This window comes from Streptomyces virginiae (assembly GCF_041432505.1).
Classification (GTDB): Bacteria; Actinomycetota; Actinomycetes; order Streptomycetales; family Streptomycetaceae; genus Streptomyces; species Streptomyces virginiae_A.
On sequence record NZ_CP107871.1, the window covers coordinates 5,536,622 to 5,561,308 of the forward strand.

Annotated in this window: 22 protein-coding genes and 1 pseudogene; 18 read left to right on the forward strand and 5 right to left on the reverse strand. The window is 69.8% G+C overall.

Annotated features, from left to right (window positions below; all coding sequences use genetic code 11):
• The first annotated feature begins 68 nt into the window (after positions 1–68).
• Genes OG624_RS25955 through OG624_RS25965 form a run of 3 tightly spaced genes read left to right on the forward strand, consistent with a single transcriptional unit; the run spans position 69 to position 6,027 of the window.
• Positions 69–2,960, forward strand: coding sequence for a DEAD/DEAH box helicase family protein (locus OG624_RS25955; protein ID WP_371639900.1), 2,892 nt, complete (start codon positions 69–71; stop codon positions 2,958–2,960).
• Positions 2,957–4,447 carry a restriction endonuclease subunit S gene (locus OG624_RS25960; protein WP_371639901.1) on the forward strand — a complete coding sequence of 497 codons (1,491 nt, stop codon included), beginning with the start codon at positions 2,957–2,959 and terminating at the stop codon, positions 4,445–4,447. Before OG624_RS25955 ends, OG624_RS25960 begins: the two co-directional genes overlap by 4 nt.
• Positions 4,444–6,027, forward strand: coding sequence for a class I SAM-dependent DNA methyltransferase (locus tag OG624_RS25965; RefSeq protein WP_030808399.1), 1,584 nt, complete (start codon positions 4,444–4,446; stop codon positions 6,025–6,027). The genes OG624_RS25960 and OG624_RS25965 overlap by 4 nt, the downstream gene beginning before the upstream one ends.
• A 542-nt stretch (positions 6,028–6,569) precedes the next feature.
• On the opposite strand, the gene OG624_RS25970 is transcribed toward OG624_RS25965, so the two are convergent.
• A complete protein-coding gene (locus OG624_RS25970) occupies positions 6,570–6,833 on the reverse strand; it encodes a type II toxin-antitoxin system RelE family toxin (RefSeq protein ID WP_033218430.1) in 264 nt (87 codons plus the stop codon).
• The gene (locus OG624_RS25975) at positions 6,826–7,095 is read right to left on the reverse strand and encodes a type II toxin-antitoxin system Phd/YefM family antitoxin (protein ID WP_007266282.1); all 270 of its coding nucleotides are present in this window, start codon (positions 7,093–7,095) and stop codon (positions 6,826–6,828) included. The genes OG624_RS25970 and OG624_RS25975 overlap by 8 nt, the downstream gene beginning before the upstream one ends.
• Positions 7,096–7,504: 409 nt before the next feature.
• On the opposite strand from OG624_RS25975, the gene OG624_RS25980 reads away from it, so the two are divergent.
• Entirely contained in the window at positions 7,505–7,711 is a 207-nt protein-coding gene (locus OG624_RS25980; RefSeq protein ID WP_349252281.1) for a type II toxin-antitoxin system YoeB family toxin, read from the forward strand.
• Between the two features lie 78 nt (positions 7,712–7,789).
• Here the strand turns inward: OG624_RS25980 and OG624_RS25985 are convergent.
• A pseudogene (locus OG624_RS25985) lies at positions 7,790–7,918 on the reverse strand (type II toxin-antitoxin system prevent-host-death family antitoxin); the annotation flags it as partial.
• Between the two features lie 46 nt (positions 7,919–7,964).
• Between OG624_RS25985 and OG624_RS25990 the strand changes: the two are divergent.
• Complete coding sequence (locus OG624_RS25990; RefSeq protein WP_371639902.1) at positions 7,965–8,177, forward strand: hypothetical protein; 213 nt, start codon at positions 7,965–7,967, stop codon at positions 8,175–8,177.
• A 248-nt stretch (positions 8,178–8,425) separates the two neighbouring features.
• Positions 8,426–8,584: a hypothetical protein gene (locus tag OG624_RS25995; protein WP_158711790.1), complete on the forward strand. Its 159-nt coding sequence runs from the start codon at positions 8,426–8,428 to the stop codon at positions 8,582–8,584.
• Between the two features lie 37 nt (positions 8,585–8,621).
• Here OG624_RS25995 and OG624_RS26000 read toward each other — a convergent pair whose 3' ends face one another.
• The gene (locus tag OG624_RS26000; protein WP_158711791.1) at positions 8,622–9,680 is read right to left on the reverse strand and encodes a hypothetical protein; all 1,059 of its coding nucleotides are present in this window, start codon (positions 9,678–9,680) and stop codon (positions 8,622–8,624) included.
• A 394-nt stretch (positions 9,681–10,074) separates the two neighbouring features.
• Between OG624_RS26000 and OG624_RS26005 the strand changes: the two genes are divergently transcribed.
• The 9 genes from OG624_RS26005 to OG624_RS26045 all read left to right on the forward strand — a co-directional run bounded on the left by OG624_RS26005 (position 10,075) and on the right by OG624_RS26045 (position 21,454).
• Positions 10,075–10,812, forward strand: a complete 738-nt coding sequence (locus OG624_RS26005) for a 2OG-Fe dioxygenase family protein (RefSeq protein WP_371639903.1) — start codon at positions 10,075–10,077, stop codon at positions 10,810–10,812.
• A gap of 52 nt (positions 10,813–10,864) precedes the next feature.
• Positions 10,865–13,747, forward strand: coding sequence for an FAD-binding and (Fe-S)-binding domain-containing protein (locus tag OG624_RS26010; RefSeq protein ID WP_033218438.1), 2,883 nt, complete (start codon positions 10,865–10,867; stop codon positions 13,745–13,747).
• Positions 13,735–14,493 (forward strand): fumarylacetoacetate hydrolase family protein, encoded by a 759-nt coding sequence (locus tag OG624_RS26015; protein WP_033218440.1) that lies wholly within the window; start codon positions 13,735–13,737, stop codon positions 14,491–14,493. Before OG624_RS26010 ends, OG624_RS26015 begins: the two co-directional genes overlap by 13 nt.
• A 32-nt stretch (positions 14,494–14,525) precedes the next feature.
• Complete coding sequence (locus tag OG624_RS26020; protein WP_033218442.1) at positions 14,526–15,248, forward strand: sulfite exporter TauE/SafE family protein; 723 nt, start codon at positions 14,526–14,528, stop codon at positions 15,246–15,248.
• 147 nt (positions 15,249–15,395) lie between these two features.
• Complete coding sequence (locus tag OG624_RS26025) at positions 15,396–16,628, forward strand: pyridoxal phosphate-dependent aminotransferase (protein WP_033218443.1); 1,233 nt, start codon at positions 15,396–15,398, stop codon at positions 16,626–16,628.
• Entirely contained in the window at positions 16,618–17,949 is a 1,332-nt protein-coding gene (locus OG624_RS26030; RefSeq protein WP_371639904.1) for an ATP-grasp domain-containing protein, read from the forward strand. Before OG624_RS26025 ends, OG624_RS26030 begins: the two co-directional genes overlap by 11 nt.
• A complete protein-coding gene (locus OG624_RS26035; protein WP_371639905.1) occupies positions 17,946–19,184 on the forward strand; it encodes an ATP-grasp domain-containing protein in 1,239 nt (412 codons plus the stop codon). Before OG624_RS26030 ends, OG624_RS26035 begins: the two co-directional genes overlap by 4 nt.
• Positions 19,185–19,286: 102 nt before the next feature.
• Positions 19,287–20,165, forward strand: coding sequence for an isocitrate lyase/phosphoenolpyruvate mutase family protein (locus OG624_RS26040; protein WP_033218445.1), 879 nt, complete (start codon positions 19,287–19,289; stop codon positions 20,163–20,165).
• Entirely contained in the window at positions 20,162–21,454 is a 1,293-nt protein-coding gene (locus OG624_RS26045) for an MFS transporter (RefSeq protein WP_033218449.1), read from the forward strand. Before OG624_RS26040 ends, OG624_RS26045 begins: the two co-directional genes overlap by 4 nt.
• Here the strand turns inward: OG624_RS26045 and OG624_RS26050 are convergent.
• Entirely contained in the window at positions 21,451–22,185 is a 735-nt protein-coding gene (locus tag OG624_RS26050; protein WP_033218451.1) for a HEAT repeat domain-containing protein, read from the reverse strand. The two genes, OG624_RS26045 and OG624_RS26050, sit on opposite strands and share 4 nt — an antisense overlap.
• A 261-nt stretch (positions 22,186–22,446) precedes the next feature.
• Between OG624_RS26050 and OG624_RS26055 the strand changes: the two genes are divergently transcribed.
• From OG624_RS26055 to OG624_RS26065, 3 genes are read left to right on the forward strand one after another with little or no spacing between them, the layout of a single operon-like run.
• Complete coding sequence (locus OG624_RS26055; RefSeq protein WP_051763091.1) at positions 22,447–23,679, forward strand: MFS transporter; 1,233 nt, start codon at positions 22,447–22,449, stop codon at positions 23,677–23,679.
• 42 nt (positions 23,680–23,721) lie between these two features.
• The gene (locus OG624_RS26060) at positions 23,722–24,102 is read left to right on the forward strand and encodes a PadR family transcriptional regulator (RefSeq protein WP_371639906.1); all 381 of its coding nucleotides are present in this window, start codon (positions 23,722–23,724) and stop codon (positions 24,100–24,102) included.
• On the forward strand, positions 24,099–24,674 hold the full coding sequence (locus tag OG624_RS26065; protein WP_161291033.1) for a hypothetical protein: 576 nt from the start codon (positions 24,099–24,101) through the stop codon (positions 24,672–24,674). The genes OG624_RS26060 and OG624_RS26065 overlap by 4 nt, the downstream gene beginning before the upstream one ends.
• Positions 24,675–24,687: the final 13 nt, after the last annotated feature.

Here is a 24,687-nt window from a genome sequence, read left to right on the forward strand (position 1 = left end):
CACCGGCTGCTGTAATCGGTGTACGGACGACTGACTGGTCCGGAGAGGGACGTACTGGGGGAGGGACCATGAGCGGCGCCGCACCGGAGTGGGCCAGGACGGTAGAGGCAGCTCTGGCCGCCTCGGGCTGGCGGGTCTACGGGCCGAGCGAACGTGAGCTAGGTGTCGCCCATGAGGCGGTGCGTTCCCCGGTCTCGCCCACTCTCGTCCTCTTCACGCTATACGTGCAGGGTCGGCTCTGCGGGGTCGTTGCTGCCGGTCCTGTGCAGGGAGAGGTGCAGGATCTGCTTGATGCTGCGACCGAACAGGCCGCCAGAATCGCGGGCCGGCACGCCGACCGGGCTTGGCGGGGCGACCGCCCCCTGCCGTTCCAATACGCCACCAACGGCGCCACCTGGAGGTTCCGCAACCTTCTGGACAGCGAATACCTAGACGGCACCCCCGCCTCTGACAGCCCTGAAGGCGGTGCTCGTAGCCGTCGCGTCATGGCCCCGCACCAGCCCGCCACGGTGGAACGCTGGATGCGTGAGGCTGAGCGGATGCCGACCGCGCCAACTTTCCGCGCCCGCCTGCGGAAGCTCCCGACCATGCGCCTCGACTACAAGCGGCTGAGGTCCGCGCAGTACAAGTCCATCAAGGCGTTGGAGAAGTCGCTCGCCGGCGGCAATCAGCGGGCACTGATCCAGATGGCGACTGGTGCGGGTAAGACCTACACCGTCGTGCAGAGCAGCTACCGCCTGCTGCGCCACGCGGGCGCCCGACGGGTGCTGTTCCTGGTGGACCGCAACAACCTGGGCAAACAGGCGTACAACGAGTACCGGGACTTCGTTCCGCTAGGGGCCAAGACGCCCCTGCACGAGCAGATGCCGCTGCGCTTGTTCAGCAAGGGCGCGGTCGCGGACTCAGACAAGATCGTGATCTCGACGATCCAGCGGTTGTGGTGCAAGCTCTCGGGGATCCCCGTGCCGGCCGACGACGACGACACCTTCGAGACGGAGCAGGCCGACCGCCTTGCGGGCAGCGTGGCGTCTGTGGGCTACTGTCCCGACCTACCGCCCGACTTCTTCGATGTGATCGTTGTTGACGAGTGCCACCGGTCCATTTATGGGCGGTGGCGCCCGGTCCTGGAGTACTTCGACGCCCATGTGATCGGTCTCACCGCGACGCCGATCCACCAGACCTTCGCCTTCTTCGACAACAACTTGGTCAGCCAGTACACGTACGAACAGGCTGTCGCCGACAGCGTCAATGTCGATTACGACATCTACAAGATCGGAACACGGATCACCGAGCAGGGATCTTTGATCCCCGCCTTGAGCACGGAGGTCCATCCCGACGGCACCGTTCACCAGGTCAACTCTGTCATCGCCAAGGTCCACAAGCTGACCCGTGCCGAGCACTGGCAGAGTATGGAGGCGGACGATCCCTACGCCCGCACCGAGGTTAACCAGCGGGTACGTTCCACGGACCAGATCCGCTTGATCGTGGAGACCTTCCGCGACAACCTCTTCACCGAGATCTTCCCGCCGACCGTCGACCAGGAAACCGGCGAGGTTCAGAGCCGGGAGATCGTCCCCAAGACCCTCTTCTTCGCCCAGAACGACCTGCACGCTGACGCGATCGTGGAGGCCGTACGCACGGCGTTCGGCGGAGCTGGGGATGGCTTCTGTCGGAAGATCACCAGCCAGGCATCCCGCCCTGATAAGGCGCTGTCCGATTTTCGGAACAAGCGCGACCTGCGCATCGCCGTGACCGTCGACATGATCGCCACAGGTACGGACATCCCAGCCTTGGAGTGTCTGGTCTTCATGCGGGACATCCAGACCTGGTCGTACTTCGAGCAGATGAAGGGGCGCGGGGCCCGCACCGTCAAGGACCTCGATCTGGTGAAGGTCACAGCGGACGCTGTCCACAAGGACCGGTTTGTGATCGTCGACGCGGTGGGTGTCACCGAGCATCCGAAGACTGATGCCCGCCCGCTGGTACGGGATGACGCCAAACCTGTTCCGAGCCTGGAGCGGCTCCTGCGAGCCTGCGAGAAGGGCGAACTGCTCCATCCAGACGACATCGCCACCCTCGCCGGCCGCCTCAGCCGTCTCGGACGCCGCCTCGACGAGCGGGGCCGGGCAGCTATTGAGGAGCACCTGGAGGTCGACCAGACGTACGAGGGGCTGGTCCGCTCACTGGTCCGGGCCGCCGACGCCGAGCGGCCAACCCTTGTACGGGCCGAGAGCTCGGCTCCGGAAGAGGACGTGGAGGTCACCGATGCGGTGGGCTTGCTGGTCGCGAGTGAGGAGCTGCGCGCCGCGCTCCTCAGAGCCGCTCAGGACAGCTGGCTGCTCATCGATCATCTCAGCCAAGACCAGCTTCTTGAGGCGCGCGGGCTGCGTAACGAGGAGGAGGCCCGCAGGGTTGTCGACGACTGGCGGGCGTACATGGCCGAGCACGAGGACGACATGCTGGCCCTCAGGATCGCCTTCCAGGAGCGACGACCGCCCCGCGAGGTGCTCCGTGAGCTGAAGGCGCTGATCGGCAAGGTCCGGGCGACCCGGCGGGAATGGACCGAGGCCAGGCTCTGGAAAGCGTACGTGGACCTGGAGATCGCCCGGGGTGCCGCGAGGCGGAACGCGGGATTGGTTGAGTTCCTGTCCGTTATGCGGTACGAGCTGAGGCTCGACGGGAATGAGTTTCGGCCATATCGCAGTACGGTGGAGGGCCGCCTCGAAGCGTGGCTTGCCCGCCAGGAGACGGCTGGCGTCACCTTCGACGACCGGCAGCGGACATGGTTGCGACAGGTTGTGAACGTGGTGGCGGCCAACGCCACGCTGACCGCCGCCTCGCTGGACGTTGGCCGCCGAGCGGAAGCTGGCGGTTACGGCGACTTCGTGGCTGCTTTCAAGGGCAGTCAGTGGAAACCGGGTGAGCTGGTGGACGAGTTGGACAGGGAATTGGGTGCGTGAGCGCGAGCAGGATTGAGGACAGCAGTGGGGTTGACAGGGCAGGACTGCCGGAAGGGTGGGCGTGGGCGACGCTAGACGACCTGGCTGAGGTTGTTGGGGGTGTCACCAAAGACTCCAAGCGACAGAGCGACCCCGCGCTCCCCGGAGTTCCCTACTTGCGTGTGGCGAACGTTCAACGCATGCGGCTTGACCTCGCCGAGGTGACAACGATTCGAGTCCCGGCTGATGCTGTCGAGCGGTACCGACTGCAGCCAGGCGATGTCCTCATGACCGAGGGTGGAGACCGGGACAAGCTCGGCCGGGGGTGGATCTGGGAGGGGCAGATCGATACCTGCATCCATCAGAACCATGTATTCCGAGCTCGTATTATCGGTTCCTCCATCGAGCCGAAGCTGCTTGCGCTCTACCTCAACTCTGTTGCGCGCCCATGGCTCGAAGCCAATGCCAAACAGAGCGTAAACCTGGCATCAATCAGCATTTCCAAGATTAAGCAATTGCCGATTCCCGTTCCGCCTGCCGCCGAACAGTGTCGAATTTCTGCTGCTCTCGACACTCGAATGGATCGGCTCGCCGCTATCGATCGCGCGGTGGCCGCCGGCCGCCGCGACCTCGCTATCCTTCGCGAGGCTGTCCTTCTGGAAGCTGTTCCGGAGCCAGAGAAGTGGCCCCCGCACTGGATTGCTACGACGACCGGCAAGGCGGGAAGCATCCAATTGGGGCGTGCTCGACACCCTGACTGGCACACCGGCCCGAAGGTGCGCCCGTACCTGCGCGTCGCGAATGTCTTCGAGGATCGCATCGACACCAGCGACGTCAAGGAAATGGACTTCTCCGGGGTCTTCGGTAAGTATCGTCTGGATCCGGGCGATATTCTGTTGAATGAAGGGCAGAGCCCTCATCTCGTCGGCCGCCCCGCCATGTATCGGGGGATCCCGGAAGGGGTCGCCTTCACCAACAGCCTGCTGCGTTTCCGGTCCAGCGAAGATGTACTGCCCGGTTGGGCACTCCTGGTCTTCCGCCGTCATCTGCACGCTGGTCGTTTCATGCGTGAGGTGCGCATCACGACGAACCTCGCACATCTCAGCGCGGCCCGACTGAAGAACATCGAGTTCCCGGTACCGCCACTGGACGAGCAGCGACGGCTGATTCGTACCACCAAGCAGCGACTCGCCTCCCTCGACCGCATGGAGCGCAGTCTGGAGGATGCCGCCCGGTACAACGGCGCCTTGCGCCGCGCTCTACTTACTGAGGCGTTCTCCGGCCGCCTCGCCCCCCAGAACGCCGAGGATGAGCCCGCAGGGGAGCTACTGAAGCGGATCCGTGTCGAACGCGAGGTAGCTGAGGCCGAGCGGAAGGAAGCCCGGAGGCTGGCCCGGGCCAGCCGAAAGCGCAAGGCGGAGACCGCTGCGCCGCCTCCTGCCAGGTCGGACGACACCACCCTCGCTGATGGCGAACAGATCGCTCTCTCAATGGAGTTCAACTCGTGAACCAGGAAGCCCGTCGGCTTGTAGACCGCCTGTGGAACTACTGCAACGTCCTGCGCGACGACGGCGTCTCGGCCTCCAGCTATCTGGAGCAGCTCAGTCTCTTGGTCTTCCTCAAGATGGCCGACGAGACAGAAAAGCTCAACGCCCACCGGCCGGAAGGCGAGCACGAACACGTACTGCCGACCGCTCCCGAGTGGAAGGGCCGCGGCTGGCCCGAACTTATCGACCTCGAAGGCGACCCTCTGGAGGAGGCGTACAGCAAGCTCCTTGCTGACCTCGGCCGCCGCAGTGCCCAGGACGATCACACCACCCTCAGCCTAATCTTCAACCGGGCCCGCAACCACATCGAGAACCCGACTCACCTGCGCCGGCTGATCACCGACCTCATCGACAAGGAGAAATGGCGCGACTCCCGTTCGGACATTAACGGTGCTGCGTACGAGGCCCTGATCGCCCGCAGCGCGTCGGATACTAAGGCTGGAGCAGGCCAGTACTTCACTCCCCGCCCGCTGATCGAGTCCATCGTGCGCTGCATGCGCCCGACGCCGTACGACACGATCACAGACCCGGCCTGTGGCACCGGCGGGTTTCTGATCTCCGCGTATGAATGCATTATTCGGGAGTATGGCGACGACCTTCCGGACGATGACCTCCACCGCCTCCGCACTAAGGCAATCTGGGGTCACGAGATCGTGCCTGCGACCGCGCGCCTCGCCGCGATGAATTGCCTCCTGCACTCGCTTGGGGACCCGACCGGGGAGCCGATCATTCAGGTCGGCGATGCCCTGGCCAGGCCCCCGGAGCGGCATGCCAGCCTGGTCCTTGCGAACCCGCCCTTCGGCCGCAAATCTGGCATCAATGTCTCCGGTAAGGAAACTGATTCCGGGGTGGACGACCGCGACAACGTGACGTACAACCGCCCGGACTTCTGGGTGGGAGAGCAGACCACGACCAACAAGCAGTTGAACTTCCTCCAGCACATCGGAACTCAGCTCACCGATAAGGGGCGGGCGGCCGTGATCGTCCCTGACAGCGTGCTGAACGAGGGTGGCCCCGGCAGTGTGGGCGATCTGGTCCGTCGCGAACTGCTCACCGGCTACAACCTGCACACCATGCTGCGTCTGCCAGAGAACATCTTCTATGCCGGCGGCGTGAAGGCCCACGTCCTCTTCTTCGAAGCAGTCCCTGGACACCGCGCGGACGACGACCCGCCGCACACCACCTACGTGTGGACGTATGACCTCCGCACGGGCAGCCGCTTCACCCTCAAGAAGAACCCCATGAAGCCCGAGCATCTGGCCGATTTTGAGAAGCAGGCTTTCGACCCTTCGGACCCCGACCGCAAGCACCGTAAGGAGTCCGACCGATTCCGCCGCCACAACACCGCTGAGCTCCTCGCCCAGAAGCAGGTGAACCTGGACATCGCCCGCCTCAGCCCTGAAGCCTCGGCCGCCAAGGAGCCGACCACGTCCATCGACGCACTGACCCGGTCCGTGGCCGGAGACCTCCGCTCAGCCCTGGCCGAGATTGAAGCCTTTGCCCAGGAACTCGGCGTCGACCTCACCACGGGTTCGGAGTGAGTTGAAGCACGCGGGCCCCTCGCCGCCGGTCGAGACCCCGCGGTACACAGAGGGGGCGGAGACCGCCTGGCGTGGCGCAGGCGAAGTAGCCGTCCTTGGCGTGGCGGCTCCGGGAGTCTTTCAAACCGCACCGCACCTTGTCTGTGTGCGAGCAGCCTCGCTGTGGCGAACGGAGGGCAGGACCTCTGGCTACTTCCGGCCGAGCGCGGCAACGAGGGGCCGCAGCGGACTGCCTACGGCATCTCGACTCCGTCGAGATCCTGCAGGCAGTCCGCAGAGAGTCCGCAGGACACCCGTAAACAGCCGTCGGGAGCCAACGCAGCCAACAAGGAAAGCCCAGGTCAGGGACTTGGAGGGGGCTCCGCCGCAGGTCAGGATCTGGCTTCAGACATTCCGCTTCAACGTGTGATGCGTCACGTAGCGCCACGTCGCTGATCTGGCAAACGTGCAGTTCAGAAGGGGTCGCCTCCTCCGGGAGGCGACCCCTTCGTCGTCACCGTGCTGGATGGGTGCTGGATATTCTGACGCTGGCTCAGCCGGCATCAAGTGTCGTAGACGGTGGAGCGGTGTCCGACGTGAACGACCCACACCACGAGCTCTCCGTTGTCGATCGTGTAGACGACGCGGTAGTCGCCGACCCGCAGGCGACGGCGGTCGGGTTGTGACACGAGTGCGGTGGTGTTGAAACCGAGGGGGTCGGTCTCCAGCTCGGTCAGCTTGGCCAGGATGCGCAGCGCCATGTCGCGAGGGATCTTCCGAAGTTCGGCCTGCGCCTCGGGGCGGAAGACGGTTCGGTACTCACTCACTGCGCGCCAGCGTCTCCCTCATGATGTCCTCGATCGGGATGCCGGGTGCTGGGTTGGCCATGCGCTCGTCGATGATCCGATTGATCTCGCGCTCTTCCCATTCCTGGTACTTGCGCAGTACCTCGATGGAGACGACGGCGGCGACTTCCTTGCCTCGGCGCGTGATCACTGTGGGTACGTCGTCGCGATCGGCGCGCTCCACGACCTCGGCGAGGTGGGCACGCACGTCGCGGATGGACTCTATGGGCAGCGGCTGCGTCATGCGCCCAAGGGTACCGAGTGTCTCATGTGTACACAACGCGTCGCGGGTGGTGGGTGTTCGTCGCGGTCGTGCGTGCTGGATGTGCTGGATGAACTCGCACCGTGCTGGATCGGTACTGGATAAGGGCACCGAGAACCGCGTTTCCGCAGGTGGGAGCTCTGTGTCGAACGTTCCGCCTCAACGTGTAACCGGGACTTCAGAGGCTCCCTGACCTGCGACGACGCAGGTCAGGGAGCCTTGCTGTCCGCAGCAGTCCGCAGCGCAGCGCGCGATGCTGCGACAGCTGGCGTGGCTGTCACCCGTCCGCCTCGCGGCGGTTCTATCAGCATGACCAGTGCGGTCGGCGTCGACCGGCGGATGCACTTCTGTCATTTCGAGGGAGTGACGTCCAAGGTAGTCCTCTTCACGAATGCGGATCGGAAGAGGCTGCCAGGGGGGCGGAGGCGGCAAGTACCCGCGCGAAGTCGACTATCGCCGCCTCGTCCAAGCATGCGAGCACCCCATCGAGGCGTTCTACCCAGTCGAGGCGGAGCGACGGATCGACGAAGAGCACCGCCTCGTCTATCTGGTGACGGACAAGGAGATCGTCATTCTCGCCGCCCGATATCACTACTGATCGATGAGTGTCCGGTAGGGACGTCTCTTCCATACCGGGATGTTCGGTACTCACTCACCGCGCGCCGGCGTCTCCCCACGAGACTTCCTTGCCTCGGCGCGTGATCACTGTGGGTACGTCGTCACGATCGGCGCGCTCCACGGCCTCGGCGAGGTGAGTACGCACATCGCGGACGGACCGGCCACGTGTCCACGCCGACGCCCTCACCCTGAAGCCGCGACGCGAGCTGGTGGAGACGTACGTCATCGTCGACATGAGACCTCGTATCCCCGGGCCCTCGCTGCGCCTTCCACCCGCCCCGGGGCGGCGGGACTTCTTCGTGCCCGCACCCCACCTCTTCCGGTTCGCGAGCAGCCTCGTGGTGGCGAACGGGGAGCGGGATCCCTGGCCGCTGCCGGCCGAGGGCGGCGACGAAGAGCTCGCGGTGGAGCTGCGTAGGCACCTCGCCTCCGTCGGGACCCCGTAGGTCGGTCCGTGGACGGTCCGCAGGGCACCTGTTCGGCGAACGTACAGGTCAGGAGGGGCCGGGTCCTTCGGGGTCGGCCCCTTCGGCGTGCCTGGAGGGCTGGGGGCTTCGTCTTTCCGCAGTGCGGGTTTACCACCCCCTGGGGATCTTGAATCGGGGGTAGATGTTGCATGAACATAAATGAGCGCTGTCCTCGGCGTGATCGTCCGCCCGACTCGGCACCCCATGAGAGAGAAACCATGCACCGCTTGGCCACCGCCCTTCTCGTTTCCGCCACGGCACTGATCGCCCTGCCCGTCGCCTCGGCCCAGGCGGCGGTTCCCGTCGCGCGGTCGGTGGTCGCCGTGGGCGGCGACATCGGGTGGGACTCGGGCAAGCCCGCGCCGACGTCGTTCCAGGGCGGCTGAGGCTTCGCTGCCCGAGCCGCCCGGAACGGTCGCGGGATCAGGGGGAGCTGTCCGGGGTCCCTTCCTCGGCAACGTTGTCAAGCATCCCCGACTTGGCGATCAGATAGCCCAGTTGGGCCCGGCTGCGACTGCCCAGCTTCGCGGACATCCGCGCGACGTACTCCTGGCACCGGCGCACGCTGATGCCGAGCTGTCCGGCCGTCACCGTGTCCGTGTCGCCGGCGACGATGTGCCGCATGATCGCCAGTTCCAGGTCGTCGGTGATGCGGGTCGTGGCCCGGTCGCGGCCGGGCGGGGTGAAGGGGACCGCCCTGATCCACGAGCGTTCGAAGAGGGCCACCAGGAACGAGACCATGGCCGGAGCGCGGATCTCCGCCGCCGCCCGGCGGTCGTCGTCGGCCGGGATGAACGCCACCGTCCGGTCGAAGATGATCAGGCGGTCGAAGTTCTCGTCCAACGTCGCCACCTGGGCGCCACGCTCCTGGATCGCGCGGACGAAATCACGTGTGGCCGAGCCGGACCGGGCGTTGTGCTGATAGATCGTCTTCATCGTCACCCCCCGGTCCAGCATGTCCAGCGTGGACGGCAGCGACTCGCCCAGCACGGCCGCGGACCTGGCGCCGCCGGGCTGAGAGGTCAGCACTTCGCGACGGCATTCCCGCGCCGCCAGTCGGATGGCTGCGTTGATGTTCGGGAAATCGGTGTGCGTCACATATCCGGACGAATTCCTGAGGTGATTGTTCCGATACTCGGCGAGCACCGGACCCAATTCTTCCCGGACCCGCAGAAGATTGATCGCCGAGCGGGCGGAGCTTTCGAGGATCTCGGCCACCACGTAACTCCCGATGGTTTCGGGATTCACGGGGGTGAAGCCTGTGCTGCTCTCCTCGTCCGGGACGGCGAGGCCGGATGAGAGCAGTCTTCCCAGCGAATCCTCGCGGGCCTCGACCGCCCGGTCCCCCCTGTCCGGCCCCGGCTGCTTCGGCAGGCACGGTGCCGAATCCTGTGCGAGCAACTCCCGGTAGAGCTGAATGTCTTGAGATTGAAGAGATTCGAGGCGTGTCTCAGGGCTAGGCGTCACGCTGCATTCCCCCATGCTGGCAACCTGTGCTTCCGGTCAGGCTAGTTGACGGCGCCTCGGCCGGGCATCTGTGCAGGTGGAGACTTTGATCACGTCCTGGGATGCCTCTCGGGCGAGTGCGTGCGGCATGCCGGCCCGCGCCGTGGAGTTGTCGAGCACATCCCGCCACGGAGTCATATGTTTTCGGCCTCTTTCGTCGTTCGCCATACGGCCGGGGAATATTCGGGGCGGCGCCGTCCGGTGGATGCGGGGCGGCGGTCCGCGGCCGACTCCCGTTGCCCCGCGTGTTCCTGCGGCGCAGGTTCACGCACCGGTTTCGGCCTTGCCCGAAGAACTCCTTCCGGCCAGGATCGGTGATGCCTCATTCGCTGAGGCAACGTCGTAAAGAACGCGATAAAGGGAGTGTGCAGTGACGACCGATGTATTACGGTCAGGAGGCGCGGTCGGCGAGAGCAGCGATCCGTACCGATACTTCTCGGAAAGGGATCTGAAGCAGGCGCTGGATATCCACTCCGAGGACCAGATCAAGCTGTTCCTGGAATCCTGGGAGGATCTTCCGGTCGATGCGTACATGAAGGACGGGGCAGACTACCGGCGCCGCCGGCACGGCTCTTTCCGGTTCTCCGACGGAGCTCTCCTGCGGGAGGCCCCCCGGGCCTTCCACCAGTCCGCCGAGGTGAACTCGCTCCACGGCGGCGTCGACCGGCACTTCCCGCCGCTGGACGACGACGTGGCCGCGGAAGGGGTGCTCCACACCCTCATCCACTTCTTCGCCGGGCGGCTGCCCGGTGACTTCGACCCGGCCACCAGCGGTGTCGGCGTGCACCAGATCCGCATCACCGCGACCCGCGACGCCAAGGGCCTCCCGGCCCCCGAGGGCGTCCACGAGGACGGGCACCACTACGTGGCGCAGGTCCTGATGCGCCGCACCGACGTCGAGGGAGGCCGGTCGCAGCTGTACGACCGCGACCGCGAGCCGATCTACAGCACCACGCTGCTCCAGCCGTTCGAGTCGATCGTGATCGACGACCGCCGGGTCTTCCACGGCGTCTCCGCGATCGAGCCGGCGGCCGGAGTCCGGCAGGGCGTACGCGACATGCTGCTGATCGACTTCTTCCCGCTCGACCCCGGTGGCGCGCGCGGCTGACCGCCCGCGCCCCGACCGCCGCCGCCCCACCCGCACACCCGGGAAAGACGCCATGAACGACGACTTCACCAGGCACCTGCAGGCCCGCCTGCCCGCCGCCCGCACGGACGTGCGGACCCGAACCGCCTACACGTCCGACGCCTCCATCTACCGCGTCATGCCGACCGCGGTACTGGAGCCCCGGGACGCGGAGGAGGCCGCCCTCGCCGTGGGCATCGCCGTCGAGCACGGCGTCGGCATCACCTGCCGGGGCGGCGGCACCTCCATCGCGGGCAACTCCATCGGCACCGGACTGATCCTCGACTTCTCCCGGTACATGAACCGCATCGAGGAACTCGACCCGGAAGCCGGCACCGCCACCGTCCAGCCCGGCGTCGTCCTCGGCACCCTGCGGGACCGGGCCGCCGCACACGGCCTCACCGTCGGCCCCGACCCCTCCACGTACTCCCGCTGCACCATCGGCGGCATGATCGGCAACCACGCCTGCGGCGCCCACTCGGTGGCCTGGGGCACGACCGCCGACATCACCGAGCGGGTGGACCTGCTGCTCGCCGACGGCCGCCGGATCCGCGCCGACCAGGGCACCAGCGGCGACGCCGACATCGACCGCCGACTCAAGCAGCTGAGGGACCATCACCTCGCCCCGCTGCGCACCGAGCTCGGCCGGTTCGGCCGACAGGTGTCGGGATACGGACTGAACGCACTGCTGCCCGAGAAGGGCTTCCACGTCGCCCGCTCGCTGGTGGGCACCGAAGGAACCTGTGGCGTCCTGCTCGGCGCCAAGGTCAGGCTCACCGCGATCCCCGCCGCCAGGGTGCTCCTCGTCCTCGGCTTCCCCGACGTCTACGCGGCCGCCGACTGCGCACCCTCACTGGCGAAGGCCGGCGCGCTGACCGTGGAGGGGCTGGACGCCCCGCTGGTCGAGGCGCTGCGCTCACGCGGCGGGCGCGCTCCCGGCATCGACCTGCTGCCGCGCGGCGCGGCCTGGTTGTACTGCGAGATCGAGGGCACCGACGAGGCCGACGCGATCGCAGGCGCCGAGCACCTGGCCCGCGAGACCGACGCCACCGCCTTCATCACCGCCGACGTCGAACAGACGGCCGCGATCTGGTCCATCCGCCGCAACGGCGCGGGCATCGCCACCCGGATGGCCGACGGACGGCAGGCCTGGCCCGGCTGGGAGGACTCCGCCGTCCCGCCCGAGCGGCTGTCGGGATACCTGCGGGACCTGCACGCCCTCATGGCCGAACACCGGCGGACGGGAACCATCACAGGCCACTTCGGCGAGGGCTGCCTGCACGTCCGGATCGACTGGGAGCTCGGCACCGAGCAAGGCATCGCCGGATACCGGGAGTTCATCTCGGCCGCCGGCGACCTCGTGGTCGAGCACGGCGGCTGCGCCTCCGGTGAGCACGGTGACGGCCGCGCCCGCTCCGAACTCCTGGCCCGGACGTACTCGCCCGAACTCATCGGCGCCTTCGCCGCGTTCAAGAACATCTGGGACCCGGGCAACCTGCTCAACCCCGGCATCATCGTGGACCCGGTCCCCTTCGACCAGGACATCCGCCCCAGCCCCGGCCGCGACCGCAAGGAGCTGCCGATGATCCAGCGCTTCGGCGGCGACCAGGGTTCGCTCACCAACGCCGTGCACCGCTGCACGGGCGTCGGCACCTGCCGCAACGACACCGGCCACATGTGTCCCTCGTACCAGGTCACCCGCGACGAGGTGCACTCCACCCGGGGCCGCGCCCGGGTGCTGAGCGAGATGCTGCGCGGCGAGACGATCACCGACGGCTACCGTTCCACCGAGGTCCGGGACGCGCTCGACCTGTGCTTCTCCTGCAAGGCGTGCAAGAGCGACTGCTCGGTCAACGTCGACATGGCCGCCTACAAGTCGGAGTTCCTGCACCGGCACTACGAGGGACGGCTGAGACCGCGGGCCCACTACACCCTGGGCTGGCTGCCGCTGCTGGCCCGGCTGGCGTCGGTGGCCCCCCTCACGCTCAACCGGCTGACGCGGCGTACGCCGCTCGCGGCCAAGTTGAGCTCCCTGGCCGGGCTGGAGACGCGCCGGCCGCTCGTGGAACTGCCCGCGCAGACCTTCCGGCAGTGGTTCCGTCACCGCAAGCCGGTCCCCGCGACCGGTACGGGGGCGCGCGTCCCGGCGGGCTCCGCCGGCACCGTCGTCCTGTGGCCGGACACCTTCAGCAACCTCCTCGACCCCCGCGGTGCCCAGGCCGCCACCCGGGTCCTGGAAGCCCTCGGCTACGAGGTCCTCCTGCCCGACGGCCCCGTCTGCTGCGGCCTGACCTGGCACTCCACCGGCCAGCTGGGGACCGCCCGGGCGGTGCTCGGCCGCTCGGTGGGCGCCCTACGCGAGCACCTGGAAGCCGGCCGCGTCATCATCGGCCTGGAACCCTCCTGCACCCAGACCCTGCGCGAGGAAGCGGCCGAACTGCTGCCGGACTCGCCGCTCGTACGCCGGTTGTCCCAGCAGGTGCGCACCCTCGCCGAAGTGGTCGCGGACCACCAGGGCCCCTGGCCGTTCGGGAAGCTCGACCAGGACGCCGTGATGCAGCCGCACTGCCACCAGGAGGCCGGCCACGGCCACGGCCCGGAGAGCGAGGTGCTGCGCCGGCTCGGCGTCACCACGGACGTGATCTCCGCCGGCTGCTGCGGCATGGCCGGCAACTTCGGCTACGAGCCCGGCCATTGGGACGTCTCCCAGGGCGCGGCCGAGCGGGAGCTCTACCCGAAACTGCGGGCCGCCGGGCCGGACACCGCCGTGGTGGCCGACGGGTTCTCCTGCCGGACCCAGATCTCCCAGGAGGGCTCACGCCGTCCCGAACACCTGGCGGAGCTGCTGCTGCGCGCCCTGCCGGGCAAGACCACCCCCACCGAGTGCGAGAACGGAAGCGGCACATGCGCATCGTAAGGTTCGAGAAGGCGGGCACGATCCGCTACGGACTCCTCGCCGACGACGAGGTCGTCCCGCTCATCAACGGCCCCTTCGGCCCCCTGGACGTGCCCTCGGACGCGCCCCGCTTCCCCCTCCAGGAGGTGCGGCTGCTCGCCCCCGTCACACCGGGCAAGGTCCTCGCGATCGGCCGGAACTACGCCGAGCACGCCGCGGAACTCGGCAACGACGTGCCCGAGGAGCCGCTCGTCTTCCTCATGCCGGGCAGCGCCGTCATCGGCCCGGGCGAGGCCATCGTCAAGCCGTCCTACACGGACGAGCTCCACCACGAGGCCGAGCTCGCCGCCGTGATCGGCCGCACCTGCCGGGACCTGACCCCGGAGGAGGTGCCCGCACACGTCCTCGGCTACACCTGCGCCAACGACGTCACCGCCCGCGACCTCCAAGGGCCGGACCGGCAGTGGTGGCGGGCCAAGGGATCGGACACCTTCTGTCCGGTCGGCCCCTGGGTGGAGACCGACCTCGACGTCAGGGCCGTCGGCGTCCGGGCCACCGTGAACGGCGAGACCCGTCAGGACGGCAACAGCTCCCACATGGTGCACCCCGTCGACCGCCTGATCAGTCACATCAGTTCGGCCATGACGCTGCACCCCGGTGACGTGATCCTCACCGGCACCCCGGCGGGTGTCGGACCGCTGCGGCGCGGCGATCGGGTCACCGTCTCCGTCGAGGGGATCGGCGAGCTCACCAACCCCGTCGTCTGAACCGCGCCACCCAACCTGGAGACCCGCTCCCCATGATGATCCTCCTCGGCGCCTTCCTGGTGCTGGCCGTCGCCTCCGTCGTACGCACCACGGCGGGATTCGGCTTCTCCCTGGTGGCGGTCCCGCCCTTGGCGCTGCTCATCGACCCGGCGAGCGCGGTGGTCGTGGCCGGCATCATGGCCGCCCCGCTCAGCCTGTGGATCGCCGTCCGTGACTGGCGCCACGTCGACCGCCGCCTGATGACGGCCACCCTGCTGTCCGGGCTGGCCGGCGTGCCGTTCGGCGTGTGGCTGCTGGCCACACTCTCCTCGCAGGTGCTGATGTTCATCATCACGGCGGTGGTCCTGCTGGGCACCCTCATCGTGTGGCGGAAGATCACGCTGGGCGGCGGCCTGGGCGCGGTGATGGCCGTCGGGATGTTCTCCGGAGCCTCCTTCGCCGCCACCGGCATCGACGGCCCGCCGATGGTGGCCGCGTTCCAGAGCATGAAGCTGGAGCCCCGGGTGCAACGCGCCACGCTGGGCGTGGTGTTCTCCGGCACCAGCCTGGCCGCCCTGGTCGGATTCGGGATCAGCGGCCAACTCACCGTCACCGTCGGGCAGATGCTCCTCGTCGGGGTGCCGGCCCTGCTCATCGGGATATTCGTCGGCGAGAAGGCCTTCCGCCGCCTGAACGCCGAGCGGTTCCGCCGGGTCGTCCTCGGCCTGCTGGTCGTCAGCTCGCTGTCGGTGGTCCTGCGCGTGGCCACCGCCTGACCCGTCCCGCCCTGCCCGCCCCTCCCGCACCACTCACTCCCAGCCACACCACTTGCATCACGTGCACCACCTGCACCACGGGCGATCACCCAGCGGCCGAAGCCGTTCGCCCGCCGCCACACGTTTCACCACAAGGATGTGAACCACATGCCCGACCAGCACGGTGACCCGGGGCGCGAACCGCTCCTGCGGTTGTCCCGGCGCAGCAGCCTGATATCCGGCTCCAAGACCTCAGGCACCCGCAACAAGGCGGAGGCGCTGCGCGCCCGCGGCGTCGACATCGTCAACTTCGCCGCCGGAGAACTGGACTTCGCGCCGCACCCGGAGGTGCTGAGCGCCCTGCGGCACACCGCCGACGCGGACGTGCACCGCTACACCGACACGGGGGGCATCCCGGCCCTGCGCGAGGCCCTCGCCGAGCGGATCTCCCGGCTGTCCGGCGTCGCGTACACGCCCTCCGAGGTACTCGTCACCGCCGGCGCCAAGCACGCGCTGTACCTGGCGTGCCTGGTGCTGCTGGACTCCGGCGACGAAGCCCTCGTACCCAACCCCGGCTGGGGAACCTTCCAGGCCCAGATCAAACTGGCCGGGGCGGTCCCGGTGCCGGTGGAGACCGCGGACACCGGCTTCGTTCCCACGGTCGAGCGGCTCGACGCCCTGCGCACGCCCCGCACGCGGATGCTCGTGCTGAACACCCCCAACAACCCGACCGGCGCCGTGTACCCGCCCCACGTCCTGGCCGAGATCACCGCATGGGCCCGGCAGCACGGCGTGTGGATCCTGTTCGACGAGTGCTACGGAGAGCTGGTGCTGCCCGGCGCGCGGCACGCCCACCCGGCGGCGCTGGTCGACGGCGCCCGCGAACTCGTCGTCGGCATCGGCTCGTTCTCCAAGAGCTTCGCCGTCACCGGCTGGCGGGTCGGCCACGTCCACGGCCCCGCCGCGGTGATCTCCGCGATGAAGAACCTGCAGAGCCACACCACCTCCAACGTGACCAGTGTGGTCCAGCACGCGTTGCTGCCCGCCGCGCGCGGGGAGCTCGACGACTTCGTCGCCGAGGCCCGCCAGGTACTGCTGCACCGGCACGGCATCGTCGAGAAGGCCCTGGCGGCCACCGCGTACCTCTCGGCCACCACCCCCCAAGGCGCGTTCTACTTCTTCGTCGACGGCCGCGACGTCATCGGCCGCACGCTGCGCGGCGTCGAGGTGACCGACGCCGGGGTGCTCGCCGAACTCCTGCTGGAGCACGCCGGCATCGCGCTGACCCCCGGATCCGCCTTCGGCAGCGAGGGCTTCCTCCGGCTGTCGTACGCCATCGCCGAGGACCGCATCACCGCCGGCCTGACCCGGCTGCGGGAGGTGATGGACGATGTCAGGTGACCTCCGGCCGCTCGTCCTGTACTTCGGCACCGCCCAGCGACCCGAGTTCTACGCCGGACTCCTCGGCGGCGGGTCCGCCCTGGGCCTGCTCCTCGACGAGGACACGCCCCACAAGCTGGAACCCCCGGAGTTCGACTTCGTCGAGCGGTTCGCGTTCTCGCAGGGCGCCGAGGCGATCGCCCGCCGGATCGAGGAGATCCGCGGCCGGTACCGCCTGGAGTGCGTGCTGAACGTGGACGAGACCCTGGTCCCGCTGTGGAGCGAGGTGTGCGCCCTGCTCGGCCTGCGCGGCATGACCCCGGCCGCCGCCACGGCCGTGCGCAGCAAGAGCGAGATGCGGCGCCGGTTCGCCGAGCGGATCGGCATCGCGTACTCCGCCCGCTCCCACGTGGTCACCGACGAGGCGGGGCTGCTGCGGTTCGCCGCCGGGACCGGCTACCCGGTCATCCTCAAGCCCGGCAATCTGTGGGGCAGCTACTTCGTCTCGCTGTGCGCGGACGCCGACGAGCTGACCGCCGCCTACCGGCAGGTCCGCGACACGCTGCCCGAGTTCTCCGAGCAGCAGCGGGTGGCCGGCGTACCGGTGGAGATCCTCGCCGAGGAGTACCTGCCCGGCACCAACCACTCGGTCGAGTGCCTGGTGCTGGACGGCGAGGTGTGGACCACGCCCGTCATCGACGTGGTCACCGGCACCGACCTCGGCGGCACCGACTTCCACCACTTCGCCCGGGTGACGGCGACCCGGCTCACCGCGGATCAGCAGGAGCGGATGCGCGCGCTGGCCGGTGAGGCCGTACGCGCGCTGGACGTCGATCGCGGCCTGCTGCACGTCGAGTTCGTCCAAGGCCCCGACGGCCCCCGGCTGATCGAGGCGGGCGGCCGGCCCGGCGCGAACCGTGCCCCGCTGCTGCGCGAGGCCTTCGGCATCAACATCATCGCCGGATACCGGGACGTCATGCGCGGCGTACGGCCGCAGGTGACCCCGGCCCACGACGGCGCGGCCGCGGTCGTCACGCCGTACCCGGCGCAGGCCGGCGCGCTGCGCTCGTACCGCACCCTGGACGCGATCCGCGCCCTGTCCAGCACGGTGCAGGTCGACACCTACAAGCAGGTCGGGGACGTGGTGCGCCCCCGCCACGAGGGCGTGGCGGCGCCCGTGCGCATCGAGATGCGGGCCGCCTCCCCGGAGCAGCTGTCGACGGACCTGCGGGAGCTCACGGCGCTGTGCGAGGAGCTGTTCGAGGTGGACCCCGAGCGGGACGACGCCTCCGTCGACGCCTCGGTCGAGGCTCTCGGGGACGCCTCCGGGGCGACGGGATGACCCGTCACATCGCCTTCCTGGAGAGCAACCTCACCGGTGCCGGGTACGAGGCGATCCTCGCGGCGCGCGAGGCGGGCCACCGGGTCACCTTCCTGACCCGGGACCTGTCCCTCTACCTCGCCGCCGGCCACGAACGGCTCGACCCCGCCTGGCTGGACGAGGTCGTGGTGTGCGACACCAACGACTCCCGGGCCGTCGTCGACGCCGTACGCAGGCTCTCGCCCCCGGCGGACGCGCTGATCTCCGTCGGCGAGTGGCACATGATCGCCGCAGCCGAGGCCGCCCGCGCCCTCGGGCTGCCCGGCCCGGACCCGGCCGGGGTACGGGCCGCCCGCGACAAGTCGGCGACGCGCGCGCTGTGCGCGGCGGCGGGCGTACCCGTGCCGCGGTTCGCCCGGGTCACCGGCCCGGAGGAGGTGGGCGGGCGGGACCTCGACCTCCCGTGGGTCGTCAAGCCGCTGGACGACGGGGGCAGCAACGGGGTCCGGCTGTGCGCGACCGCGGCCGAGGCCGCCGAGCACGTCCGTACGATCCTGGCGGACACCCACAACGAGCGCGGCCAGCTCAAGATCCCGGCGGCGCTCGTCGAGGAGTACGTCGACGGGCCGGAGGTCAGCGTCGAGGCCCTGGTGCACGGCGGGGAGATCACCGTGCTCGCCGTCACCTGGAAGGAACTCGGCGAGCACCCGCATTTCGTGGAGACCGGCCACCACGTCCCGGCCGAGCTGGGTGACGGGCTCGACGAGCGGTGCGCCCGGGTCGCGACGGACGCGGTGCGCGCCGTCGGCTTCGACTTCGGGGCCGCCCACGTCGAACTGCGGCTCGCCGCCGACGGACCCCGGCTGATCGAGATCAACTGCCGTCCGGCCGGCGACCAGATCACCCGGCTCGTCGAACTGGCCACCGGGGTCGGCATTCCCGCCGAGCTGGTGGCACTGCACCTGCCGGGATGGACACCGTCCCGGCCGGTCGCCAAGGGGGCCGCCGCCATCGCCTTCCTGCCGGCCGCCGCCGGAACGGTCACCGAGGTGTCGGGGGAGGACGCGGCACGCCGGCTCGAAGGCGTGGCCGACGTCAGCCTGTACGTCGCCCCCGGCGACGGAGGTGTGCCCCCGGCCGCCAACAGCGCCCGGCACGGGCACGTCGTGGCGACCGCCCCGACCGGGCGCGAGGCCCTGCACCGGGCCCGCCGGGCGCTCTCCCTGATCACGGTCCGGACCGCCGGCTCGCACTGAGCCGGGCCATGGCCCCGCCCGACCCGCTTGCGCCGCTCCGTCGGCGCCAGGGACGGCCCGAGACCGACCGACCGACCACTGAACGACTTCGAAGGAACCGACATGTTCAAGCCCGTTTCGTACCCGTCCTTCCGCAGCGTCCTCGGGCAGCGACGCGCCCTCTCCCAGGCCGTCCGCGTCGCCGGCGCGCACGACGCCCTGGGCGGCCGGCTGGCGCAGGCCGCCGGGTTCGACGCCGTATGGGCCTCCAGCCTGGAGGTGTCCGCGGCCCGCTGCCTGCCCGACGCCAGCGTGCTGACGATGACCGAGTACCTGGAGGCCGCCGCGCACACCCAGAAGGCGCTCGGCATCCCGGTCGTCGCGGACGTCGACACCGGCTACGGCAACAACCTCAACGTCGCGCACATGGTGCACGAGTACGAGGCCGCCGGCATCACCGCGGTCTGCATGGAGGACAAGCTCTTCCCGAAGATGAACAGCTTCGTCGCCACCTCGCACACCCTGCTGGACACCGAGGAGTACTGCTCCAAGGTCAGGGTCGCCAAGAACGCGCAGCGCGGTGAGGACTTCTTCTTCATCGCCCGCACCGAGGCCCTGATCGACGGCCTCGGTGTGGAGGTCGCGCTGGAGCGCTGCCACGCCTACGTCGACGCGGGCGCGGACGCCGTGCTCATCCACTCCAAGGCCCGGACGAAGGACCAGGTCCTGGAGTTCCTCCGGGGGTGGCAGGACCGGGCGCCCGTCGTCGTGGTGCCCACGACCTACCCCGACTGGCACGCGGACGACGCGGTCAAGGACGGCGTGTCCACCATCATCTACGCCAACCAGGGGCTGCGGGCGACGGTGTCGGCGCTGCGGGACACCTACGCCTCGATCCTGAGCCACGGCGAGACCACGCACCTGGAGGACAAGATCGCCTCCGTCAAGGACGTGTTCGCCCTGCAGCGGCTCGCGGACTGGCAGGAGCTCGAGTCCGCGTGACCTTCCGGGCGTCGACCCGACCGGGAGCGGAGCCTCGTGTTCCGCTCCCGCGGGTCTTCTGGCTGCTCTTCACGGGCGTCCTGCTGAACCGGCTGGGGATCCTCGTCCCGTCGTTCCTCGCGCTCTTCCTCGCCGCGGAGTCGGGCATCGGTCCCGGGGTGACGGGCATCCTCGTCGGCGTGTGGGGGGCCGGATCGGTGGCCGGCTCCCTCGCGGGGGGCGTCCTGGCGGACCGTACCGGCGCGCGGGGCGCGATCCTCGTCTCCCAGTTCACCGCCATCGGCGCCTGCGCCGTCCTGGCGGCGGTGGACCGGCCGACCGTACTGGCCGCCGCGGCCCTCCTGGCCGGCTGCGCCTCCACCCTGCACAAGCCCGCCGGCACGGTGGTCGTCGCCCAGGCACTGCCGCGGAGCGAGCACGTACGGGCCTTCGGCCTGCTCTACTGGGCGTCGAACATCGGGGCCGCGATCTCCCCGGCCGTCTCCGGCTTCCTCCTGTCCGCCTCGGGCTACTGGCTCGTCGCGCTCAACATCACCACCGCGCTCGCGTACGCCGGCCTGGCGCACCGGCTCCCCGGGCCCCGGCCACGGGCCGAGGCCGCCCCGAACGACCCGGCGGGTGCGGCGGACGTGACCGGCGACGGCGGGCGGGAGACCCTGCGGGGACTGCTCGCGCCGTTCCGAAGCCCCGCGACGGCGTGGTTCCTCGCGCTCTCGTTCTCTCTGGCCGCGATCTACCTGCAGAAGCAGTCGGCCCTGCCGCTCGACATGAAGGCGCACGGCCTGTCCTCGCAGGTCTACGGCCTGGTGGTGTCGCTCAACGGATTCCTGATCATCACCACCCAGCCGCTGGTCTCCCGACTGACCCGGCGGCTCGCCGTGGACGTCCAGTTCCTGTGCGCGGCGGTCCTGGTGGCGGTCGGCTTCGGCGCCAACGCGGTGGCCGCGGGGCCGTGGGCGTACGCCGCCGCCCTGGTGGTGTGGACGGTCGGCGAGATGCTGCTCGTCCCGCAGGCTTCCGCGTTCCTGGTCCGCCACGCGCCGCCGGGCCGGGCCGGCTCGTACCAGGGCGCGTACGGGTTCGTCTGGAACCTGGGGCTCGTGATCGGCGCCCCCGTCGGGATGGCGGTGCTGCAGACCTGGGGCTCCGCCGCACTGTGGACGGGCGCTCTGCTCCTGGGCCTGTCCACGGCGACGGCCCACGCCCTGACGATGCTCCGCACCCGCCGCCGAGCGCGCCACCCCGGCCGCCGCTCCCTTACCCGCCCTGACCGACAGGACACCGCCTAGCGGCCGCGGTCCAGGTCGGAGCGGTCGATCCACTCGGGGACGACGAAGACGTCGTCCCCGACGGGGGCCTCGGTGGCTTCCAGCAGGGACCACTCGCGGGCCTGCGCCACCAGGCGCTCCCACGGCGCGGTCCAGTCGAGTTCCCGGTCCAGGCCGGGGCCGCGGACCCATCTCGTGCCGCCGTCGTCCACCCGCCAGAACTGCGAGTAGAGGATCACCTGGGCGTGGTCGGCGAGGTCGCCGACGATCTCGGCGAAGTGGGCCGAGGGCCAGCCGGGGGCGTCAGCCCCGGCGGTGGCGCGCAGGCGCGCGGTGAGCGGCGGCACGACCGGGGTGCGGGCGCCGAAATCGGTCAGGGCCCAGCGGATGGTGCACGGCTCGGTCCGATCGGGCGGGGTACCCCGCTCCAGGCAGGCGAGCCGGGCGCGGCGCAGCGGTTCGACCGCGCCCTCGATCCTCAGGCCCGCCAGGGCGCCGGCCGCCCACTCGCGGACGGTCGAGTTGTCGCTGCCCAGCAGGCCGATGAGCGTCGGGCCGCAGCGGGGATCGCCCACCGCCTCGAAGACCTCGATGGCCGTCAACTGCCCGAAGCCGTCGAGGGAGGGCAGCCCGTCGATGACGGCGGGGATGGCGGCGGAGCCGATGCCGATCAGCTCCGCGCGGGCGTCGTAGGACGGGCCGGACGCGTCGTCGAGCTGCCGGACGAGCCTTTCGAAGGCGGCGGAGGTCATGGCGCGGGGCGGTGGAGGCGGTTCACCCGCACAGTCTCCTCGACGGGCCGGTCATGGGGCGAGCCGATTGTCGGACCCGTGAACGCGCAGGTCAGCGCGGGATCGACCCGGCCGGGGTCCGGTCCTCGCGGCCCTGCCACCGGGGTCGCGGTGGCAGTATGCGGGGACACGGAGAGAGGGGCCGGGCCGGATGGGGCGCAGGCGGCGGGAGGCGGTCGCCCGGGGTGCACGGCCGTACGAGGCCGCGGTCCGGGGGCGGCCTTGACGGAGGCGGCCCCGGAATGCGGTGAGCGCCCGGCGCGGGGGCTCGGGCGACGGTTCGGGCGGCTGTGGGCCGCGTACGCCGTCAGCGCGTTCGGCACCTCGCTCGGTTTCGGCGCCTTCCCGCTGATGGCGATCCTCGTACTGGACTCCGGGCCGGCCCAGGTGGCGGCGCTGGCCGCGGCGGGGCGGGTGCTGGGGGCCGTACTGGCGGTGCCGCTCGGTCCCTGGGTGGAGCCGCGCCGCAAGCGGCCGGTCATGGTGGGGGCGGACCTGACCCGGTTCGCCGCGCTGATCAGCGTCCCCGTCGCGTTCGCGCTCGGGTGGCTCGGCTTCGCCCAACTCCTGCTCGTGTCGGTGGTCGTCGCCGCGGCCGACATCGCCTTCAAGGCGGCCGCGGGCGCGTATCTGAAGACGCTCGTGCCGGCCGGCGACCTGCTCGTCGCGAACAGCCGGTTCGAATCGACGACATGGACCGCGACCATGGTCGGACCACCGCTCGGCGGGGCCCTGATCGGGATGTTCGGCCCGGTGGTGACCGTGGTCGCCGACGCGGTCAGCTACCTGCTCTCGGCGCTGGGCATCCGATCCGTCGGCGGCACGGAACCGAACCCGGGGCGGGCCGCCGGGGCGCCGCGGCTGCGCGCGGGCGACCTGCTCGAAGGGTGGCGCCACATCCTTCGCCACCCCGTGCTGCGCCCGCTGTTCCTCAACGCGATCGTCGTCAACGGCCTGATCATGGCCTCCGAGCCGCTGCTCGCGCTGCTCCTGCTGCGCGGGCTCGGGTTCGCGCCGTGGCAGTACGGTCTCGTCTTCGCGCTCCCCTGCATCGGCGGCCTCGTCGGCTCACGCCTCGCACCCCGGCTCGTGGCCCGGTACGGGCGGCACCGGGTGCTCCGCACCGCCGGAGCGCTGCGCGCGTGCTGGCCGCTCGGGCTGGCGTTCGTCCCGCCCGGCGTCCCCGGGATGGCGCTCGTCATCACCGTCCAGTTCGGTCTGGTGGCCTGCTGCGGCCTGTTCAACCCGGTGCTCGCCACCTACCGGCTCACCCATGTCGACCCCGACCGGCTCGCCCGCACCCAGGCCGCCTGGGCGATCAGCAGCAGCGTCACCATCGCGGTCCTGACCGCCGGGTGGGGCGTGCTGGCCGTCGTCACCGGCCCCCGCACCGCGATCGCGGCCGCCGGAGTCCTCCTCCTGGCCACCCCGCTGCTGCTGCCGCGCGAGACGTGACTGTCTTGCGGTGCAAGGTAGTAGATGACTATCTTGTACCGCATGACAATGGAGCCGACCGCGACCGCCGACCAACGGCGCAGCCAGCTCCTGCGCGGAGTGCTCGACCTCTGCCTGCTGTCCCTGATCGCCGAACGACCCAGATACGGCTTCGAGTTCGCCGAGGCGCTCGCCGAGGGTGGGCTCGACCTCGTCAGTGACGGCAGCATCTATCCGCTGCTCGCGCGGATGGAACGGGCGGGGCTCATCTCCTCCTACCGTGCCCCGTCCTCCAGCGGCGGCGCCCCGCGCAAGTACTACCGACCGACCGAGGCCGGGCGTGCCGAGCTGACCGCGGGGCGGGCCGGCTGGCAGTCCTTCGCCGGGCCCGTCGATCGGATCCTGAGCGCCGGTACGCCATCCACGGGGGAAGACACACCATGACGAACGAGCAGATACTCGCGGCCTGCCGCAGCAACTGGGGGTACCGCGGCGTCGCCGAGGCGGACATGCGGGAGATGCTCGACGAGCTCTCCGCGCACCTGGAGGACGCGGAGGCCGCCGGGCGCACCGCGCAGGACGTCGTCGGCCCGGACGTACGGGCCTTCGCCGCGGCCTGGGCGCGCGAACGCGCCCCCTTCACCCACCGGGCCCTGCGCACGACGGCCATGGCCTGCTTCATCCTCGGAATGCTTCCGCTCCTCACGTTCCTGATCCGCCGGACCACCGCGCTGGACGTACGCGCCGACCAACTCGCCTTCTGGACGGCCGTCGGCGCGGTCACCGTCGCCTGGGAACTGCGCCGGGGCACCATGCGCATGCACCACCAGTGGCTGCTCTCCCTCGTCGTCGGTCTGCCCGTGCTGATCCTCGTGAAGTGGCTGGCCGGCGAGAAGGTGCTGTTCACGCTCCCACTGTGGGTCGCGCCGCTCCTGCTGCTGCCCGGACTGCCGTACATCTACGTCGACATGCGGGCCCGCCGGCACGCCAAGAACGGGTCGACGGAAGCCTGTTGAACGCAGCGCCGGG